This is a genomic window from Pseudomonas xanthosomatis (genome assembly GCF_019139835.1).
Lineage (GTDB): Bacteria > Pseudomonadota > Gammaproteobacteria > Pseudomonadales > Pseudomonadaceae > Aquipseudomonas > Aquipseudomonas fakonensis.
Genome location: NZ_CP077075.1, coordinates 5,836,857 through 5,856,139 on the forward strand (window position 1 = coordinate 5,836,857; position 19,283 = coordinate 5,856,139).

Here is a 19,283-nt window from a genome sequence, read left to right on the forward strand (position 1 = left end):
ATGTAGTTGCCCGACATGCTCAAACGCCTCGCTCCCTTGGCGCTGCTTGCCAGCGCACCGCTGCACGCCGCACCGCAAGTCGACCCGGCCCGCCTGCAACAGCTGGCAGCCACGCCCTACTGGATTGCCCTGGGCCACTACGAAACCGCCAAGCTTGGCGGTTGGCGCAGCTATGTCGACGACCCGCGGTTCTTCCTCGCCGCCGACGGCGCGCACCACCCCGACCAGGAACTGGCGGCCACGGTGCAGGCGCTGTATGCCCCGGCAAATCTCGCTGACAAGCACGCCCAGTGCGTCTTCCCGGCGCGCACCCGCTGGTTGCGCGAACAGCTGAACCTCACCGGGCTACCGCAGCCCGAGTGCCCCGAATTCAACACCTGGTACAAGTCGATCGACCCGCACAGCGCGGCATTGATCTTCCCGGCCGCGTACCTGAACAGCCCGTCATCGATGTTCGGCCACACCCTGCTGCGCATCGACCAGTCCAACACCCGCCGCGACGACACCACGCTGCTGAGCTACGCAATCAACTTCGGCGCCTACATCGAAGGCAGCGACAACAGCATTCTGTATGCCTGGAAGGGCCTGATGGGCGGCTACCCGGGGCTGTTCGCAATGATGCCCTACCAAGAGAAACTGTCCGAATACCGCAGCCTGGAAAACCGCGACCTGTGGGAGTACCAGCTGGACCTCACCCCCGAAGAGACCGGGCGCATGGTCGAGCACGTGTGGGAGCTCAAGCAGATCAAGTTCGACTACTTCTTCTTTGACGAGAACTGCTCGTACCGCCTGCTCGAACTGCTGCAGGTGGCACGCCCAAGCCTGGACCTGACCTCGCAGTTCCCCCTCACCGCCATCCCCACCGACACGGTCAAGGCGGTGAAGCAGTCCGGGCTGGTCACCGATGTGCGCTACCGGCCGTCCCGCGAGCGCGAACTGCTGGCCCGCGCCGAGCCGCTGGAGCATGCCGAAAAGCAACAGGTGCTGGCCATCAGCACCGACACCACGCACTTGCAAAGCCCCGAATTCACCGCCCTGCCCCGCGAGCGCCAGGCCCTGGTGCAGGATGCCGCCTACCGCCTGGAACGCTACCGCGCCAACGGCCAGGAGCGCGACCCGGCCCAGGCCACGCGCAGTTTCGAGCTGTTGCGGGCGATCAACCGCAACCCGCCGCCGCCGCTTGAGATCGAACGCCCGGGCCTGCCCGAAGACGGTCATCAGTCACGCACCTGGCAGTTGGGCGTGGGCACCCGCGAGGACCGGGCGTTCGCCGAGTACGGCCTGCGCATGGCCTACCACGACCTCAACGACAACATGTTCGGCTTCCCGCTCGGGGCGCAGATCGAAATCCTGCAGCTCAAACTGCGCCAGTACGAGGGCAACGACTGGCAGGTGCAGCGCCTGGACCTGGCCACCATCCGCTCGCTGACGCCACGCAACGAGCTGCTCAAGCCCTGGTCGTGGCAGGTGGCCGGCGGCTTGGAGCGAGTGCCGGGCAAGCATGACGACGAGGTGCTGGTCAGCCATGTCAACGGCGGTGCCGGGGGTACCTGGCAGTTGAGCGACGACCTGCTGGGCTTTGCCCTGGGCACGGTGCGGGTGGAACACCACAACGACTTCGCCGAATTCGTATCGCCTGCCGCCGGCTTCAATGGCGGGCTGCTGTGGCGCAACCCGCTGGGCAACCTGACGCTGGAGGCCAAGGGCGATTTCTTCACCAATGGCGAAGTGCGCCGCAGTGTGAGCCTGAACCAGCAGTGGGAAGTGAGCCAGAACCTTGGGCTGCGCTTGAGTGCATCCCGCCAGTTCAGCCACCTGGCCACGGCGCAGAACGAGGTGATGCTGGAGTTGAAGTGGTATCACTACTGATGCAGGCCGGAAACCGGCGCAATCCCTGTAGGAGCGGCCTTGTGTCGCGAAAGGGGCGCGTAGCGGCCCCGAGATATCGGTACCACACACAATCGCCGGGGCTGCTTTGCAGCCCATCGCGACACAAGGCCGCTCCTACAGGGATCGCGTCAGCTTCAGACGTTGCATCTGTGACCCAACCGACTCTTTGACACTGTTTTGACATCTCCCCGACAAACCGCCACCTAGACTTTGCTGCATTACTCTCGAGGTCTTGTGGTCATGTCGCGGTATTGGCTGGGTTTGTGCGTCGCGTTGTTGCTGGCCGGGTGCGAAACCACCCACCAACAGATGGTCCAGCAGGGCTACCCGCCCGCCTACGCCGATGGCTTCGACGACGGTTGCAGCAGCGGCCGCCAGGCCGCCGGGCTGATGGTCGGCGAGTTTCGCAAGAACGTGCCGCGTTACCTGCACGAAGCTCAGTATGAAACCGGCTGGGACGACGGTTTTCGCCAGTGCCACGCCATGCAGAGCAACCAGGACACCCGCCAGTACCGCGAACGCTACTGGGACGAGCGCGACCGCGACTGGCAGCGCGAGAAGGACCAGGGCGCCGCCCGCGCCTACCGGCGCAACTGACGTCGCAAACAGGCAACCGTTGAAACCCCGCAGCTGCCACCATGGTCTCCAGCACAAGGAGGCCCGCACATGAGCCGAGCATTCGTCAACGAGGACCAGGCCGCCGCCCAGGCCAACCAGCCGGTGGAGCGGCGCGTCAGCGACCAGCCCAACTACGTCACCGCCAGCGGCCTGGCCCAGCTGCAGCAGCGCGTGGCGGCGCTCAATGCGCTGCGCAGCGAACTGCAGGCCCAGGGCGAACGGGCCGACAAGCAGCGCCTGGCCGATGCCGAGCGTGACCTGCGTTATTTCAATGCACGGGTACAGACTGCCCAGGTGGTGCCGGCGCCGACGTCCACCGAAAAGGTACAGATTGGCAGCCGGGTGCGCTTCGTCGACGAGGACGGCCGGGAACAGGAGATGCGGCTGGTGGGTGAGGATGAAGCCGATGCCGTGCACGGGCTGATCAACTGGGGCTCGCCGCTGGGGCGGGCGCTGTTGGGCGCGGGGCCTGGGGATGAGGTGCTGTGGCGCAGGCCGGCGGGGGATCAGATGATCGAGGTGCTTGAAGTCAGGGTTGAGACTTGAGGGCCATGGGGCTGCTTTGCAGCCCTTTCGCGGCACAAGGCCGCTCCTGCTGGGATACGCGATGGCTCAGGCTATCGTGTTCCCTGTAGGAGCGGCCTTGTGCAGCAAAAGGGCCGCAAAGCGGCCCCAACAGTTCCGGATCAGACCACGCCTTGCGCCAGCATGGCATCGGCCACTTTGACGAAGCCGGCGATGTTGGCGCCCTTGACGTAGTTCACCGTGCCGTCGGCCTCTTCGCCGTAATGCACGCAGGCGTGGTGGATCGACTGCATGATGTGGTGCAGCTTGCTGTCCACTTCACCGGCGGTCCACAGCAGGCGCATGGCGTTCTGCGACATCTCCAGGCCCGACACGGCCACGCCGCCGGCGTTGGATGCCTTGCCCGGGGCGTACAGGATGCCAGCCTCGATGAAGATATCCACAGCGTCCAAGGTGGTCGGCATGTTGGCGCCTTCGGCCACGCAGATGCAGCCGTTGCGCAGCAGGGTGCGGGCGTCTTCAGCGTTCAGCTCGTTCTGGGTGGCGCATGGCAGGGCGATGTCGCACGCAAGGTTCCACGGCGTCTGGCCCTTGCGGAATTCCAGGCCGAACTGCGCGGCCAGTTCGCTCAGGCGGCCGCGCTTGACGTTCTTCAGCTCCATCAGCGCGTCCCACTGGGCGTCGTTCAGGCCGGCTTCGCAGAACAGCGTGCCTTCGGAGTCGGACAGCGAGATCACCTTGCCGCCCAGGTCCATGACCTTGCGCGCAGCGTACTGGGCAACGTTGCCCGAGCCCGAGATGGCCACGCGGCGGCCGTCGATGCGCTTGTCCTGGCGCTTGAGCATTTCTTCGGCGAAGTACACGCAGCCGTAGCCGGTGGCTTCAGGGCGGATCAGGCTACCGCCGTAGGTCATGCCCTTGCCGGTCAATACCGAAGTGAACTGGTTGGCCAGGCGCTTGTACTGGCCAAACATGAAGCCGATCTCGCGGGCGCCCACGCCGATGTCACCGGCGGGCACGTCGCAGTCGGCACCGATGTGGCGGTACAGCTCGCTCATGAACGCCTGGCAGAAACGCATCACTTCGGCGTCGCTCTTGCCCTTGGGGTCGAAGTCCGAGCCGCCCTTGCCGCCGCCCATTGGCAGCGAGGTCAGGGAGTTCTTGAAGGTCTGCTCGAAGGCCAGGAACTTGAGCACGCTCAAGGTCACCGACGGGTGGAAGCGCAGGCCGCCCTTGTACGGGCCGATGGCGCTGTTCATCTGGATGCGGTAGCCGCGGTTGACCTGGACCTTGCCCTGGTCATCGACCCACGATACGCGGAACAGCACGGCACGCTCCGGCTCGACGATGCGCTCGAGAATACCGGCCTGCAGGTAGTGGGGGTTGGCTTCGAGGAACGGCCAGAGGGTGCGCAGTACCTCTTCCACCGCCTGGTGGAATTCCGGTTGGCCCGGGTCGCGTTGTTGCAGGCGTGCGAGGAAATTGTCGACAGATTCGATCATGGGTAGACGTCTCACCAAGAGGGATTGTTTATTGGTTTTTTTGGGAATGTACCAAGAAGCAATCGCACTGGAACAGGGCGCAATGTCGTTTTTATGAAATTTTTTGGTGCGTTTTATATAAATGTATACAAAACCACGCTCGGCGGCGCCTGCTTCGCGGGCAAGCCTGCTCCCACAGGAGAGGGGGCAATCCAAGGCCAGCGCTGTACCTGTGGGAGCGGGCTTGCCCGCGAATAAAGCCAGCACCGACTTCTTGCCAGGCACAAAAATGGGGCCCCTGAGGGCCCCATTGTTGTGCAACTGAACGGCCTTACTGGGCCAGCTTCTTGTGGCGCACACGGTGCGGCTGGGCAGCGGCGTCGCCCAGGCGCTTCTTGCGATCGGCTTCGTACTCGGTGTAGTTGCCTTCGAAGAAGGTCACGTTGGAGTCGTCTTCGTACGCCAGGATGTGGGTGGCGACACGGTCCAGGAACCAACGGTCGTGGGAGATCACGATGGCAGCGCCAGGGAAGTCCAGCAGGGCTTCTTCGAGCGAACGCAGGGTTTCGACGTCGAGGTCGTTGGACGGTTCGTCGAGCAGCAGGACGTTGCCGCCCTCTTTCAACGTAAGGGCCAGGTGCAGGCGGCCACGCTCACCACCGGACAGGTCCTTGACGAACTTCTGCTGGTCACCGCCCTTGAAGTTGAAGCGGCCCACGTAGGTGCGCGACGGGATCTCGTAGTTGCCGATCTTGATCATGTCGGAGCCATCGGACACCTGCTGGAACACGGTCTTGCCACCGTCCAGGTCCTCGCGGCTCTGATCGACGCAGGCCAGCTGCACGGTTTCACCGATCTCGATGCTGCCCGAGTCCGGCTGCTCCTTGCCCATCAGCATGCGGAACAGGGTCGACTTACCGGCACCGTTACCACCGATCACACCGACGATGGCGCCTTTTGGCATGGCGAACGACAGGTTGTCGATGAGTACGCGGTCGCCGTAGCCCTTGGTGACGTTCTTGAACTCGATGACCTTGTCACCCAGGCGCGGGCCGGCCGGGATGTAGATCTCGTTGGTTTCGGAACGCTTCTGGAATTCCTGCGACTGCATCTCTTCGAAGCGCTGCAGACGGGCCTTGGACTTGGACTGGCGGGCCTTGGCGCCTTTGCGCACCCACTCCAGTTCCTCTTTCATGGCTTTTTCGTGGGCGCTTTGCTGCTTGGATTCCTGCGCCAGGCGGTCCGACTTGGCTTCCAGCCAGCCCGAGTAGTTGCCTTCGTACGGGATGCCCGCACCGCGGTCCAGTTCGAGGATCCAGCCGGCGACGTTGTCGAGGAAGTAACGGTCGTGGGTAATGGCCACCACGGTGCCCGGGAAGTCGTGCAGGAAGCGCTCGAGCCAAGCCACCGAGTCGGCGTCCAGGTGGTTGGTCGGTTCGTCCAGCAGCAGCATGTCGGGGGCCGACAGCAGCAGGCGGCACAGCGCTACACGGCGCTTTTCACCACCGGACAAGTGCTCGATTTTCGCTTCCCAGGCCGGCAGGCGCAGGGCGTCGGCGGCGACGTCCAGCTGGCGCTCCAGGTTGTGGCCGTCGGCGGCCTGCAGAATGGCTTCGAGCTTGGCCTGTTCGGCAGCCAGCTTGTCGAAGTCGGCGTCCGGGTCGGCGTAGGCGGCGTACACCTCGTCCAGGCGGGCCTGGGCGTCCTTGATCACGCTGACCGCTTCCTCGACCACTTCACGCACGGTCTTGGTCGGGTCCAGTTGCGGCTCCTGGGGCAGGTAGCCGACGTTGATGTCGGGCATCGGCCGGGCTTCGCCGTCGAATTCCTTGTCGACGCCCGCCATGATGCGCAGCAGGGTCGATTTACCAGCGCCGTTCAGGCCGAGCACGCCGATTTTGGCGCCTGGGAAGAACGACAGGGAAATGTTCTTGAGAATTTCCCGCTTCGGCGGCACGACCTTGCTCAGCCGATGCATGGTGTAGACGTATTGAGCCAAAACCAAGCCCTCTATCAGATAGGTAAAGACATCGACGTACGCCCGTGGCGGTTGCCCGGGGGATGTGTTTACGGGGTGTCATTGAACAAAGTGGGCCATTCTACGCCAAGCTGAGGCATTGCACAGAGTGGTCGCAGCGTTGGCCGAGCCCTTGAGGCTGAGGTGACAGGGCAGGCCTGTCAGGGCCTCTTCGCGGGCAAGCCCGCTCCCACAGGGTTCGCGCCGCTCTCCAGAGCCGCAACGTACCTGTGGGAGCGGGCTTGCCCGCGAAAAGGCCAGTGGGGTCTGGCAGGACTCAGACGTGCGACTGCCTGGCCTTGCCGCGCGGCAGGCGGCAACGGTCCGATTGCTCGGCCAGGCGCGCAGCCCAGGCCGACTTGACGCTGAAGCCGCCGCTGCGGGCGGGCTTGTCGGCCTTTTTACTGGCCGGCTTGCTCACCGCCTTGGCCGGCGCGGCAGCAGGCTTGGCGAGCGGTTGTGCGGCCACTTCGCCAGCCGGCTCGGCAACTGCCTTGGCGGCCTTGGCCGACTTGCGCAGCTCGGCCAGCGAGGGCGACTTGTTGCCGCCGGCAGCGGCGTCGGGCTTGGCCAGCGAGCGCTGGCAGGTCTTGCAGGATACGCCCTCGGCAGTGGCAGTGCTGACCAGGGTCTGACTGCTACGCCCACAGGCGGAATCGAGGCCATTGGTGGAATAGTGGGTAACCAAAACCGTACTTCTCCGATGCGTTGACTATTTGAAGCGGGCGGCATTCTCGCACAGGTTGCAGGGGCTTGCCGAACCGGCATGACAGGATGCGAGGTTGCTCATGGGTGCGCGGGCTGGCACTTTGCCACATTTGAAGGCATGCTAGGCGGCTTCATACGTGCGGCTATATAGTGCGCCGGCTACAGGCCAGGCCACGGCATGCGCCGTGCATGCAAACCCCTGCCATCGCCAGCCCAATCGCAGGACCGACGCTTGACCAACTTGAAGCAAACGCCCCCTCTGCGCCCTGCCGTACCCACGGCCGGCTCACACCTGCGTGGCTCGCTCAAAGGCGCGCTGGCCTTGCTGGCCCTGGTGTTGCTGGGGTTGCTGCTGTGGCAGCTGGTGACCCAGTTCCGCCATACCCAGGCCGACCTGCGCCAGCAGAGCCTGGCCACCAGCGCGGAACTGGCCGACCACCTGAACCTGAACATGGCGCTCAAGGCCCAGCAGGCGCTCAACCTGGTCCAACCCTACGTCAAGCCACCGGCGCCCAGCGCCCTGTCAAACCTGCTCGAGACCCTGCAAGCGCGCCTGCCAAGCCTGCAGCAACTGGCCTGGCTGGACGCCAGCGGGCAGGTACTGGCCGACTCCCAGGCCGGCAGCCACGACCGCCAGTTGATTGACGAGCTGCTGCAACTGAACCAGGGCAGCAGCTACTTCTACAGCAACACGCCCGACAACCAGCAGGTGTACCTGCTGCTGCGCCAAACCGCCGAGCAGGACCGCGGCTACTGGCTGCTGCGCCTGGGCCCGGCCTACTACCACGAGCTCACCCAGCACCTGGACGGCCCCAGCCACCCGCTGTGGCTGCTGGAAAACAGCCGCAGCGGCGAGGTGATCGAGCGCCACAGCCCCACCCTGACCAGCGACGAGCCCCTGCAAAGCGTGATGCTGGCGTTCATCGACAACAGCACCTGGCAACTGCGCGGCCTGTTCGACGAGGGCCTGGCGCGCAGCAAGCTGCTCCCGGCGCTGGTCGGCAAGTGCGTGCTGGCGCTGTTCTGCGCGCTGCTGCCGGTGCTGGCGCTGATCAACATGCGCCGCCGCCAGCGCGCCTTGCAGGAAGACCGCCGGCGCTACCACGAAATCTTCGAGGGCACCGGCGTCGCACTGTGCGTGCTCGACCTCTCCAGCCTGCCCGGCCAGCTCGACCGCTACCACCTGCGCAACCTCGCCGCGCTCAAGCAAAGCCTGGCACTGGACGGCAACCTGCGCCGCTCGCTGCTGCTGGAGCTGAAAATCACCGAGATCAACCAGGTAGCCCGCCAGTTGCTCAACGTCGACTGCCACGAAGGCGCCTGGCAGCGCCTGATCGACGGCAGCGGCAACGGCCGCGAAAGCGTTGGCATGCAGCTGATCGACGCGCTGCTTGAAGAGCGCTCGCAACTGGAGCTGGAAGTACGCCTGCCAGCGCCGCTGGGCGGCGAGCTGCACCTGTGGCTGATGGCGCGGCTGCCACAGCAGCGGCGCGACTACCAGGCGGTGATCCTGAGCATCAGCGACATCACCAGCCGCAAGCAGGTCGAGCTGTCGCTGCTGGAGCGCGAGAGTTTCTGGTCGGACGTGGTGCGTACCGTGCCCGACCAGCTCTACGTGCAGGACGTGCACAGCCAGCGGATGATCTTCAGCAACCGCCACCTCGGCCAGACCCTGGGTTATGACCGCGCCGAGCTTGCGCAGATGGGCGAACGCTTCTGGGAACTGCTGCTGCACCCCGAGGACGCCACCCGCTACAACGCCCTGCGCCAACAGCAACTGGACAGCAGCTACGGCGAGTCGCTGCACTGCCAACTGCGTTTCCGCCACCGCGATGGCGGCTGGCGCTGCTACGACATCCGCGAGCAGGTGCTGACCCGCGACGGCGACGGCCAGGTGACCCGCATCATCGGGGTGGGCAAGGACGTCACCGTGCAGATCGAGGCCAGCGAATCGCTGCGCGACAGCGAGCAGCGCTACCGCATGCTCGCCGAAAGCATCAGCGACGTGATCTTCAGTACCGACAACCAGTTGCACCTGAACTACGTCAGCCCGTCGGTGCAGGCGGTGCTTGGCTATCAGGCCGACTGGATCTTCGCCAACGGCTGGCAATCGATCGTCGCCAACCCGGCCCAGCTTACCGGCGTGTACGGGCTGATGGAGCGGGTCAGCAAGGCGTTGGGCGACAGCGAACAGCTGGCCCGCCTGCGTAGCACCCTGCCGACCCAACTGTTCCTGTTCGATTGCCTGCGCGCCGATGGCCGCAAGATCCCCATCGAACTGCGCCTGGTGCTGGTGTGGGACGAGCACGAGCGCTTCGAGGGCGTGCTGGGCGTGGGCCGCGACATCAGCCAGCAGCGCCGCGCCGAGAAAGACCTGCGCATGGCCGCAACGGTTTTCGAGCATTCCACCTCGGCCATCCTCATCACCGACCCGGCCGGCTACATCGTGCAGGCCAACGAGGCGTTCAGCCGGGTCAGCGGCTATGAAGTGGCCGAAGTGCTCGACCAGTTGCCCGGCATGCTCACCGTCGAGCACCAGCAGGATGCGCACCTGGGCTACGTGCTCAAGCAGCTCAACCAGCGCGGCAGCTGGGAGGGCGAGGTGTTTCTCAAGCGCCGCAACGGCGAGCACTACCCGGCATGGGTGGGCATCACCGCGGTGCTGGACGACGAAGGCGACCTGGCCAGCTACGTGTGTTTCTTCACCGACATCAGCGAGCGCAAGGCCAGCGAACAGCGCATTCACCGCCTGGCCTACTACGACGCCCTCACCCACCTGCCCAACCGCACGCTGTTCCAGGACCGCCTGTACAACGCCCTGCAGCAGGCCGAGCGGCAAAAGGCCTGGGTGGTGCTGATGTTCCTCGACCTGGACCGCTTCAAACCGATCAACGACTCCCTCGGCCACGCCGCGGGCGACCGCATGCTCAAGGACATGGCCGAGCGCCTGCTGGCCTGCGTCGACAACGGCGACACCGTGGCGCGCATGGGCGGCGACGAGTTCACCCTGCTGCTGCAACCCCGGGCCACCCGCGAACAGGCCCTGAACCGCGCCATCCATGTGGCCGAGCACATCCTCGCCGGCCTGGTGACGCCGTTCGTGCTGGAAAACCGCGAGTTCTTCGTCACCGCCAGTATCGGCATCGCCCTCAGCCCGCAGGATGGCAGCGAGCTGAGCCAGCTGATGAAGAACGCCGACACCGCCATGTACCACGCCAAGGAGCGTGGCAAGAACAACTTCCAGTTCTACCAGGCTGACATGAACGCCAGCGCCCTGGAGCGCCTGGAGCTGGAAAGCGACCTGCGCCACGCCCTGGAGCAGAACGAGTTCATCCTCTACTACCAGCCGCAGTTCAGCGGCGACGGCAAGCGCCTGACCGGCGCCGAGGCGCTGCTGCGCTGGCGCCACCCGACCCGCGGCCTGGTGCCGCCGGGCGAGTTCATCCCGGTGATCGAGGAGCTGGGCCTGGTGGTGGATATCGGCGACTGGGTGCTGCGCGAGGCCAGCCGCCAGCTCAAGGCCTGGCACCAGCAGAAGGTGCGGGTACCGAAGGTATCGGTGAACATCTCGGCGCGGCAGTTCTCCGATGGCCAGCTGGGTACGCGCATCGCCGACATTCTCGAGGAAACCGGGCTGCCGCCGGCGTGCCTGGAGCTGGAGCTGACCGAAAGTATCCTGATGCGCGAGGTCAACGAGGCGATGCAGATCCTCGCCAGCCTGAAGAACCTCGGCCTGAGCATCGCGGTCGACGACTTCGGCACCGGCTACTCGTCGCTCAACTACCTCAAGCAGTTCCCCATCGACGTGCTGAAGATCGACCGCACCTTCGTCGACGGCCTGCCTGAGGGTGAGCAGGACGCGCAGATCGCCCGTGCGATCATCGCCATGGCCCACAGCCTGAACCTTGCGGTAATCGCCGAGGGCGTCGAGACCCATGAGCAGCTGGAGTTCTTGCGCGAGCACGGCTGTGACGAGGTGCAGGGCTACCTGTTCGGCCGGCCGATGCCGGCCAACCAGTTCGAGGCGCAGTTCAGCAACGAGACGTTGTTCATGTTTGAGTGACGGTGGTGCCACACGGCCCCATGCTTTGCGCACCCCTGCCAAATCGCCGGGGCTGCTACGCAGCCCAATCGCGACACAAGGCCGCTTCCCACAGGGATTGCATGAGCTTCAGGTCAGTGCCGTAGCTGTAGGAGCCGGCTTGCCAGCGATGAGGCCGGAACAGGCAGCACAAGACAGTTGCTCCCACCGGGATTGAATCAAGGCTGAGATGTTGATCAATACAGCCGCCCCGCGAAGGCACAGCGCAGCACCGAAAAACGGACCCGAAGGTCAACTCCAGCCCAGTCCCCATGCGGCCTGCAACATGAGCCCCATTGGTCCGCGACTTGATGCCAGTTCATATGCCAGCCGCGAATCAATCAGTTAGAATGCCCCCCTAACTCACCCCCGATCCTTGAGGACCGCCATGTTCAGCCGTGATTTGACCATTGCCAAGTACGACGCCGAGCTCTTCGAAGCCATGCAGCAAGAAGCCCTGCGCCAGGAAGAGCATATCGAGCTGATCGCTTCGGAGAACTACACAAGCCCAGCAGTCATGGAAGCCCAGGGCTCGGTCCTGACCAACAAGTACGCCGAAGGCTACCCGGGCAAGCGCTACTACGGTGGTTGCGAGTACGTCGATGTGGTCGAGCAACTGGCGATCGACCGTGCCAAGGAGCTGTTCGGCGCCGACTACGCCAACGTCCAGCCGCACGCAGGCTCGCAGGCCAACGCCGCGGTCTACCTGGCCCTGCTGTCGGCCGGTGACACCATCCTGGGCATGAGCCTGGCCCACGGCGGCCACCTGACCCACGGCGCCAGCGTTTCGTCCTCGGGCAAGCTGTACAACGCCATCCAGTACGGCATCGACAGCAACGGCCTGATCGATTACGACGAAGTCGAGCGCCTGGCGGTCGAGCACAAGCCGAAAATGATCGTCGCCGGCTTCTCGGCCTACTCGCAGGTGCTGGACTTCGCACGCTTCCGTGCCATCGCCGACAAGGTCGGTGCCTACCTGTTCGTCGACATGGCCCACGTGGCCGGCCTGGTCGCCGCTGGCGTGTACCCGAACCCGGTGCCGTTCGCCGACGTGGTCACCACCACCACCCACAAAACCCTGCGCGGCCCGCGCGGCGGCCTGATTCTGGCCCGTGCCAACGCCGACATCGAGAAGAAGCTGAACTCCGCTGTCTTCCCGGGCGCCCAGGGCGGCCCGCTGGAGCACGTCATCGCCGCCAAGGCCATCTGCTTCAAAGAGGCCCTGCAGCCTGAGTTCAAGGCTTACCAGCAACAAGTGGTGAAGAACGCCCAGGCCATGGCCGAAGTGTTCATCGAGCGTGGTTTCGACGTCGTCTCCGGCGGCACCCAGAACCACCTGTTCCTGCTGTCGCTGATCAAGCAGGAAATCTCCGGTAAGGACGCCGACGCCGCCCTGGGCAAGGCCTTCATCACCGTCAACAAGAACTCGGTACCGAACGACCCACGTTCGCCGTTCGTCACCTCGGGCCTGCGTTTCGGCACCCCGGCCGTGACCACCCGCGGCTTCAAAGAAGCCGAGTGCCGCGAGCTGGCTGGCTGGATCTGCGACATCCTGGCCGACCTGAACAACGAAGCGGTGATCGATGCCGTGCGTGAGAAGGTCAAGGCCATCTGCAAGAAGCTGCCGGTTTACGGCAACTGATTGGCAGCCGCCTGATGTGAAAAAGCCCGGCCATGTGCCGGGCTTTTTTGTGCTTGCTGCCTGGCCACATTTTATTCCGTGGGGGACACATTTGCCTTCAATGGCACCATCAGGCTCCCAGGCATAGGCTCACGGGTGCAATCGCGTTGCCCCATGGCCTGGGTACCCAGCAACCGCCAGGCGATAACCCGCTTCAGCGATTCAGCCTCTGACGCCTCCAGGAGGCCATCTTCAGCGAGAAAATCATCAAGATCCGAACCCATATGCTGACTCATGATTAATGCCTCTTCTGATTCGAGGCGAAAAAATGCCGCCAACAGGCGGCATAGTAAAGCCAGACGAGTCTCACCTATGGGCGGGACAATTCCTCGAACCCTGCCCGTATCTTTTCTTCCGGCAGTTCATCGGCGATGAACACCATCACGCTCTCCCGCACCTCGCCATCCTTCCACTGCGCATCCCAGTCGAAGCCATACAGCTTGAGCACGCCCTGGAACACCAGGCGGCGGTCTTCGCCGGCGATGTTCAGCACGCCCTTGTAGCGCAGCAGTTGCTTGCCGTGTTCTTCGAGCAGCTCGTTCATGAAGTCGCTGAGGCGGTCGATGTCCAGCGGCGTGTCGGTGCGCAGCACCAGGGTGCGAATGCGGTCCGGGGTGGCCGGCTTGAGCACCGGGCGCAGGGTGGGCTTGAGGCTGATGCCCAGCTCCGGGTTGAGGTTGAAGCCACGCACGTCGAGCAGCTCGGCCAGGTCGATGCGGCCATGCTCGACCACGCGGATGGCCGCGCGGCCATTGATGCGCGCCAGGCGCTCGCGCAACGCATCGACGGCCTCGGGCTCGGCCAGGTCGGTCTTGCTCAGCAGCAGGCGGTCGGCAAAACCCACCTGGGCCTGGGCGATGGCCTGGGTCAGGTGCAGCTCGGCGTGCACGGCATCGACCAGGGTGATGATGCCGTCGAGGATGTAGCGCTCGCGCAGCTCTTCGTCGATGAAGAAGGTCTGCGCCACCGGTGCAGGGTCGGCAAGGCCCGTGCACTCGATCACCAGGCGGTCGAAGGCGATCTCGCCGGCGTCCAGGCGCTCCAGCAGCAGGTAAAGGGCGCGGGTCAGGTCACCATGGATGCTGCAGCAAACGCAGCCATTGGCCAAGGTCATGACCTGCACCGGCTCGTCGCCGAGCAACTGGCTGTCGATGCCGGCGTCGCTGAACTCGTTTTCGATCACGGCCAGCTTCAGCCCGTGTTCGGCCTTGAGCATGTGTTTGAGCAGGGTGGTCTTGCCGGCACCAAGAAAGCCGGTCAGCACGGTAACGGGTATGGGCGTGTGCACGCAAAATCTCCTCAAACCGAAAATGACTGTGGGAGGCCGGTTGCCCGGCCTCCCACAGCTTTACACATGACGCGGATTCAGCAGCACTTGGGCCCGGACTTGCCACCGTAACGGGCTTCCTGGCGTTCGCGGAAGAACGCCTCGTAGCTCATCACCGGCTTGTCCGGGTGGGTTTTCTGCATGTGCTCGACATAGTTGTCGTAGTCGGGCATGCCGACCATCAGGCGGGCTGCCTGCCCCAGGTACTTACCCAGTCGACCCAGGTCGTTGAACATCGCGGCATTCCTCTCAAGCGTCAGGCAGGGCCTGGAACGGGGTTTCCTTGTCGGTCCGCTCTTTGCGGCCCCAGGCGGCGTAGCCGACCTTGAGCGCGAAGAACAGGATGCTGAACACCACCACCAGGAACAGGATGGTCAGCCCGGCGTTGGTGTAGGCGTTGAAGATCACGTGCTGCATCTGCCCGATATCCTTGGCCGGGGCCAGTACCTGGCCGGCGTCCAGCGCGGTGCTGTACTTCTTGGCCAGGGCCAGGAAGCCAACCGCAGGGTTGGGGTCGAACAGCTTGATCAGGCCAGCGGCGGTGGTGCAGATCAGCAGCCACACCGCCGGTACCAGGGTGACCCAGATGTAGCGCTGGCGCTTCATCTTGATCAGCACCACGGTGCCGAGCATCAGCGCGATACCGGCCAGCATCTGGTTGGAGATGCCGAACAGCGGCCACAAGGTGTTGATGCCACCCAGCGGGTCGATTACGCCCTGGTACAAGAGGTAGCCCCACATTGCCACGCAACCGGCAGTGGCCAGCAGGTTGGCGCCCCACGACTCGGTGCGTTTGAGCGCAGGCACGAAGCTGCCCAGCAGGTCTTGCAGCATGAAGCGCCCGGCACGCGTACCGGCGTCCACCGCGGTGAGGATGAACAGGGCTTCGAACAGAATGGCGAAGTGGTACCAGAACGCCATGGTGTTCTCGCCCGGCAGCACCTGGTGCAGGATCTGCGCGATACCGACCGCCAGGGTCGGCGCGCCGCCGGCACGGGCCAGGATGGTGTGCTCGCCAATGTCGCGGGCCACGGCCTCCAGCTGTTCAGGGGTAATCAGGAAGCCCCAGCTGCTGACCGTCTGCGCAACCGATACAGCATCGGCGCCGACCACCGCGGCCGGGCTGTTCATGGCGAAGTACACGCCCGGCTCGATCACCGAGGCAGCGACCATGGCCATGATGGCGACGAACGACTCCATCAGCATGCCGCCGTAGCCGATGTAGCGGGCGTTGGTTTCGTTGTCCAGCAGCTTGGGCGTGGTCCCCGAGGAGATCAGCGCATGGAAGCCGGACACCGCGCCACAGGCGATGGTGATGAACAGGAACGGGAACAGGGTGCCCTTCCACACAGGGCCAGTGCCGTCGGTGAACTGGGTCAGCGCGGGCATTTTCAGCTCGGGCGCGATGACCAGGATGCCGATGGCAAGGCCGACGATGGTGCCGATCTTGAGGAAGGTCGACAGGTAGTCACGCGGCGCCAGCACCAGCCACACCGGCAGTACCGCGGCGACGAAGCCGTAGCCGACCAGCATCCAGGTAATCTGCACGCCGGTGAAGGTGAAGGCAGGCCCCCACACCGGATCTGCGGCAATCTGGCCCCCCAGCCAGATCGACAGCAGCAGCAGGACCACGCCGATGATCGAGATCTCACCGATGCGGCCCGGGCGGATGTAGCGCATGTAGATGCCCATGAACATCGCGATCGGGATGGTCGCCATCACCGTGAACATGCCCCACGGGCTCTCGGCCAGGGCCTTGACCACGATCAGCGCCAGCACCGCAAGGATGATGATCATGATCAGGAAGCAGCCGAACAGGGCGATGGTGCCCGGAATGCGGCCCATCTCCTCGCGCACCATGTCGCCCAGGGAGCGGCCGTTACGGCGGGTGGAGAGGAACAGGACCATGAAGTCCTGCACCGCACCGGCCAGTACCACACCGGCGATCAGCCACAGGGTGCCGGGCAGGTAGCCCATCTGCGCGGCGAGTACCGGGCCCACGAGCGGGCCGGCGCCGGCGATGGCGGCGAAGTGGTGACCGAACAGAATGTGCTTGTTGGTCGGGACGTAGTCCAGGCCATCGTTGTTGAGTACCGCGGGCGTGGCCCGACGGGGGTCGAGTTGCATCACCTTGGTGGCGATGAACAGGCTGTAGTAGCGGTAGGCGACCAGGTAGATGGCCACAGACGCAACCACGATCCACAAGGCATTGATCGCCTCGCCGCGACGCAGGGCAACCACACCCAGCGCGCAGGCCCCTATGACTGCCAGCGCCAGCCACGGAATGTGGCGTAGCAGGCTATTATTGTTGTTCATGGTTTACTTCCAGCTGGTGGATTGGAAAAGACCGCCCACCGAGTCTAGGGCGTGTCATCGCGCATTGCCATACTTGCTTTGGTCTAGAGCCTCTGCGGCCGGATTGCGCAACCTGCTACAGCGACATCATTGACTATAGTCAGGCTGAACCCCGAGGACTTTGCCATGAGCGACCACGACGAACGCCGCCGTTTCCAGCGCATCGCCTTCGATGCCCCCACCGAACTGCGCCAGGGTGAGCGACGCTGGCCGGTAACCCTGCTCGACCTTTCCCTCAAGGGCCTGCTGATCAAGGGCCCCGAGCCCTGGGAGGCCGACCTGAGCCAGGACTTCGAAGCCATCATTCACCTCAACGACAAGGTCACCAAGGTGAAGATGCAAGTTGAATTGCGCCATGAAGAAGCCACCCGGCTGGGCTTCATCTGCCTCTATATAGATGTCGACTCGATGAGCCACCTGCACCGTTTGGTGGAGCTGAACGTAGGCGACAGCACCGAAATGATGCGTGAGCTGCGGGAATTGATCGAAGATTGATATCTCTTAGCTTGCTAAGAACTCTCCCCTCAAAGTGCTTCCTGACTACTCAGACAGCTTATAGCGAGCTGTCTGACGGGTTGTATACACCTATCTAAAACCGATCCCAGCTAGCTGGAACGTATCCTGCATCCAGACAAGGAGCCCTTTGGAGGCAGTACCGTGGGCGCTAGGATCAAAAAATTGTATACAATTCTGATGGCAATCGAATGCACTCTTTGCCTACAGTAGCCAGACAACAATAAAACCGAGAGCATGCTCCATGACTACGTCCACCAGCACGTCTCCCACCCAACGCCCCGAGGACGAAAACCTCGGGCTTGGCGCCAACCTGGCCTACGGGCTGCAACATGTCCTGACCATGTATGGCGGGATCGTCGCGGTGCCGCTGATCCTCGGCCAGGCCGCTGGCCTCAACGGGGCCGAGATCGGCCTGCTGATCGCCGCCTCGCTGTTCGCCGGCGGCCTGGCCACACTGCTGCAAACCCTCGGCGTGCCGTTCTTCGGCTGCCAGCTGCCGCTGGTGCAGGGCGTGTCGTTTGCCGGTGTGGCAACCATGGGCGCAATCATCAGCAGCGAAGGCGGTGGTGGCTTGCAGGGGGTGTTGGGCGCGGTCATGGCCGCATCGCTGATCGGCTTCTTGATCACCCCGGTGTTCTCGCGCATCACCAAGTTCTTCCCGCCGCTGGTGACCGGTATCGTCATCACCACCATCGGCCTGACCCTGATGCCGGTGGCTGCACGCTGGGTGATGGGCGGCAACAGTGCCTCACCGGAGTTCGGCAGCGTGGCCAACATCGGCCTGGCCGGGCTGACTTTTGCCATCGTGCTGGTGCTGAGCAAGCTGGGTAACGCGGCCATCTCGCGCCTGTCGATCCTGCTGGCCATGGTGATCGGCACCCTGATCGCCTGGTCGCTGGGCATGGCCGATTTCAGCAAGGTCAGCGAAGGCCCGATGTTCGCCTTCCCCACACCGTTCCACTTCGGCATGCCGACCTTCCACATCGCCGCCATCCTGTCGATGTGCATCGTGATCATGGTGACCCTGGTGGAAACCTCGGCAGACATCCTTGCGGTCGGTGAAATCATCGACACCAAGGTCGACTCCAAGCGCCTGGGCAACGGCCTGCGCGCCGACATGGCGTCGAGCATCCTGGCCCCGGTGTTCGGTTCGTTCACCCAGAGCGCCTTCGCCCAGAACGTCGGCCTGGTGGCCGTGACCGGAGTCAAGAGCCGCTATGTCGTTGCCACCGGTGGTGTAATCCTGGTGGTGCTGGGCCTGTTGCCGATCATGGGCCGGGTGATTGCTGCGGTACCCACCCCGGTACTGGGCGGCGCCGGCATCGTGCTGTTCGGCACCGTGGCCGCCAGCGGCATCCGCACCCTGAGCAAGGTCAGCTACAAGAACAACGTCAACCTGATCATCGTCGCCGCCTCGCTGGGCTTCGGCATGATCCCGATCGCCGCGCCGACCTTCTACCACAACTTCCCCACCTGGTTCGAAACCATCTTCCACTCCGGCATCAGCTCGGCGGCGATCATGGCCATCCTGCTGAACCTGATGTTCAACCACTTCACCACCGGCAACTCGGAAAACCAGTCGGTGTTCGCCGCCGCCTACGAGCGCACCATCCAGTACTCGGACATCTCGGCCCTGCGCGATGGCGACTACTTCAAGGATGGCAAGCTGTTCGACGCCGAGGGTAACGAGGTACCGGTGCTGGAACTGGACGAACATGGCAACCAAGCGCCCAGGCGCAAGGCCGTGGCCGAGCATTGATCGCTGGCTGAGTGATCACGCAGGGGAGCCGACGCGCATCGTCGGCTCCCCTTTTTGGTTTGCCTGCAGGGGCCTCAGGCTCCTACAGGTAAAGCGCAGTTTTGATGGCGATGCGATCTCCCGCAGAAATCGCGTCACCCTTTAGGAGATCACCCAGCCCTTTCGGGCTGCGCTGTCGCGCAGAGAACTGGTCTCGCCGATGCGCCACGGTGTCTGTGGGAAGCGGCCTTGTGTCGCGATGGGGCGCGAAGCGGCCCCAAGATTTCGGCTTCATGCAAAATTGCCGGGGCTGCTGCGCAGCCCATCGCGACACAAGGCCGCTTCC

Annotated in this window: 14 protein-coding genes; 7 read left to right on the forward strand and 7 right to left on the reverse strand. The window is 64.1% G+C overall.

Annotated elements, in window-relative coordinates; all coding sequences use genetic code 11:
• The first annotated feature begins 15 nt into the window (after nucleotides 1-15).
• The 3 genes from KSS93_RS25800 (at nucleotide 16) to KSS93_RS25810 (ending at nucleotide 3,054) form a co-directional block, all read left to right on the forward strand.
• Complete coding sequence (locus KSS93_RS25800; RefSeq protein ID WP_217886549.1) at nucleotides 16-1,869, forward strand: Lnb N-terminal periplasmic domain-containing protein; 1,854 nt, start codon at nucleotides 16-18, stop codon at nucleotides 1,867-1,869.
• Between the two features lie 261 nt (nucleotides 1,870-2,130).
• Nucleotides 2,131-2,487 carry a hypothetical protein gene (locus tag KSS93_RS25805; protein WP_217886550.1) on the forward strand — a complete coding sequence of 119 codons (357 nt, stop codon included), beginning with the start codon at nucleotides 2,131-2,133 and terminating at the stop codon, nucleotides 2,485-2,487.
• 69 nt (nucleotides 2,488-2,556) lie between these two features.
• Nucleotides 2,557-3,054: a GreA/GreB family elongation factor gene (locus KSS93_RS25810; protein ID WP_217886551.1), complete on the forward strand. Its 498-nt coding sequence runs from the start codon at nucleotides 2,557-2,559 to the stop codon at nucleotides 3,052-3,054.
• A 140-nt stretch (nucleotides 3,055-3,194) separates the two neighbouring features.
• Here the strand turns inward: KSS93_RS25810 and gdhA are convergent, their stop codons facing one another.
• The 3 genes from gdhA to KSS93_RS25825 form a co-directional block, all read right to left on the reverse strand.
• Nucleotides 3,195-4,535, reverse strand: a complete 1,341-nt coding sequence (gene gdhA, locus KSS93_RS25815; protein ID WP_217886552.1) for an NADP-specific glutamate dehydrogenase — start codon at nucleotides 4,533-4,535, stop codon at nucleotides 3,195-3,197.
• 310 nt (nucleotides 4,536-4,845) lie between these two features.
• Nucleotides 4,846-6,513 (reverse strand): energy-dependent translational throttle protein EttA, encoded by a 1,668-nt coding sequence (gene ettA / locus KSS93_RS25820; protein ID WP_217840396.1) that lies wholly within the window; start codon nucleotides 6,511-6,513, stop codon nucleotides 4,846-4,848.
• Between the two features lie 295 nt (nucleotides 6,514-6,808).
• A complete protein-coding gene (locus KSS93_RS25825) occupies nucleotides 6,809-7,219 on the reverse strand; it encodes a hypothetical protein (protein WP_217886553.1) in 411 nt (136 codons plus the stop codon).
• Nucleotides 7,220-7,471: 252 nt separating this feature from the next.
• Here KSS93_RS25825 and KSS93_RS25830 point away from each other — a divergent pair, with 252 nt between their 5' ends.
• On the forward strand, nucleotides 7,472-11,302 hold the full coding sequence (locus tag KSS93_RS25830) for a sensor domain-containing protein (protein WP_217886554.1): 3,831 nt from the start codon (nucleotides 7,472-7,474) through the stop codon (nucleotides 11,300-11,302).
• Nucleotides 11,303-11,708: 406 nt separating this feature from the next.
• A complete protein-coding gene (gene glyA / locus KSS93_RS25835; protein ID WP_217886555.1) occupies nucleotides 11,709-12,962 on the forward strand; it encodes a serine hydroxymethyltransferase in 1,254 nt (417 codons plus the stop codon).
• Between the two features lie 71 nt (nucleotides 12,963-13,033).
• Here glyA and KSS93_RS25840 read toward each other — a convergent pair whose 3' ends face one another.
• The 4 genes from KSS93_RS25840 to KSS93_RS25855 all read right to left on the reverse strand — a co-directional run bounded on the left by KSS93_RS25840 (nucleotide 13,034) and on the right by KSS93_RS25855 (nucleotide 16,644).
• Nucleotides 13,034-13,237 carry a hypothetical protein gene (locus KSS93_RS25840; RefSeq protein ID WP_217886556.1) on the reverse strand — a complete coding sequence of 68 codons (204 nt, stop codon included), beginning with the start codon at nucleotides 13,235-13,237 and terminating at the stop codon, nucleotides 13,034-13,036.
• A gap of 74 nt (nucleotides 13,238-13,311) precedes the next feature.
• The gene (gene yjiA, locus KSS93_RS25845; protein WP_217886557.1) at nucleotides 13,312-14,289 is read right to left on the reverse strand and encodes a GTPase; all 978 of its coding nucleotides are present in this window, start codon (nucleotides 14,287-14,289) and stop codon (nucleotides 13,312-13,314) included.
• Nucleotides 14,290-14,366: 77 nt separating this feature from the next.
• Entirely contained in the window at nucleotides 14,367-14,564 is a 198-nt protein-coding gene (locus tag KSS93_RS25850) for a YbdD/YjiX family protein (RefSeq protein ID WP_003251633.1), read from the reverse strand.
• A gap of 13 nt (nucleotides 14,565-14,577) precedes the next feature.
• Entirely contained in the window at nucleotides 14,578-16,644 is a 2,067-nt protein-coding gene (locus KSS93_RS25855) for a carbon starvation CstA family protein (RefSeq protein ID WP_217886558.1), read from the reverse strand.
• Nucleotides 16,645-16,809: 165 nt separating this feature from the next.
• On the opposite strand from KSS93_RS25855, the gene KSS93_RS25860 reads away from it, so the two are divergent.
• Together KSS93_RS25860 and KSS93_RS25865 are read left to right on the forward strand one after the other, a co-directional pair.
• Nucleotides 16,810-17,178, forward strand: coding sequence for a PilZ domain-containing protein (locus KSS93_RS25860; protein WP_217886559.1), 369 nt, complete (start codon nucleotides 16,810-16,812; stop codon nucleotides 17,176-17,178).
• 262 nt (nucleotides 17,179-17,440) lie between these two features.
• Entirely contained in the window at nucleotides 17,441-18,958 is a 1,518-nt protein-coding gene (locus KSS93_RS25865; protein WP_217886560.1) for a nucleobase:cation symporter-2 family protein, read from the forward strand.
• Nucleotides 18,959-19,283: the final 325 nt, after the last annotated feature.

What these genes read in the sequence shown, in the direction of transcription:
- KSS93_RS25860 (WP_217886559.1), top strand. Translation starts at nt 16,810, where the DNA reads ATGAGCGACCACGACGAACGCCGCCGTTTCCAGCGCATCGCCTTCGAT.
- KSS93_RS25800 (WP_217886549.1), top strand. Translation starts at nt 16, where the DNA reads ATGCTCAAACGCCTCGCTCCCTTGGCGCTGCTTGCCAGCGCACCGCTG.
- gdhA (WP_217886552.1), bottom strand. Translation starts at nt 4,535, where the DNA reads ATGATCGAATCTGTCGACAATTTCCTCGCACGCCTGCAACAACGCGAC.
- KSS93_RS25855 (WP_217886558.1), bottom strand. Translation starts at nt 16,644, where the DNA reads ATGAACAACAATAATAGCCTGCTACGCCACATTCCGTGGCTGGCGCTG.
- glyA (WP_217886555.1), top strand. Translation starts at nt 11,709, where the DNA reads ATGTTCAGCCGTGATTTGACCATTGCCAAGTACGACGCCGAGCTCTTC.
- KSS93_RS25865 (WP_217886560.1), top strand. Translation starts at nt 17,441, where the DNA reads ATGACTACGTCCACCAGCACGTCTCCCACCCAACGCCCCGAGGACGAA.
- KSS93_RS25850 (WP_003251633.1), bottom strand. Translation starts at nt 14,564, where the DNA reads ATGTTCAACGACCTGGGTCGACTGGGTAAGTACCTGGGGCAGGCAGCC.
- KSS93_RS25805 (WP_217886550.1), top strand. Translation starts at nt 2,131, where the DNA reads ATGTCGCGGTATTGGCTGGGTTTGTGCGTCGCGTTGTTGCTGGCCGGG.
- KSS93_RS25840 (WP_217886556.1), bottom strand. Translation starts at nt 13,237, where the DNA reads ATGAGTCAGCATATGGGTTCGGATCTTGATGATTTTCTCGCTGAAGAT.
- KSS93_RS25810 (WP_217886551.1), top strand. Translation starts at nt 2,557, where the DNA reads ATGAGCCGAGCATTCGTCAACGAGGACCAGGCCGCCGCCCAGGCCAAC.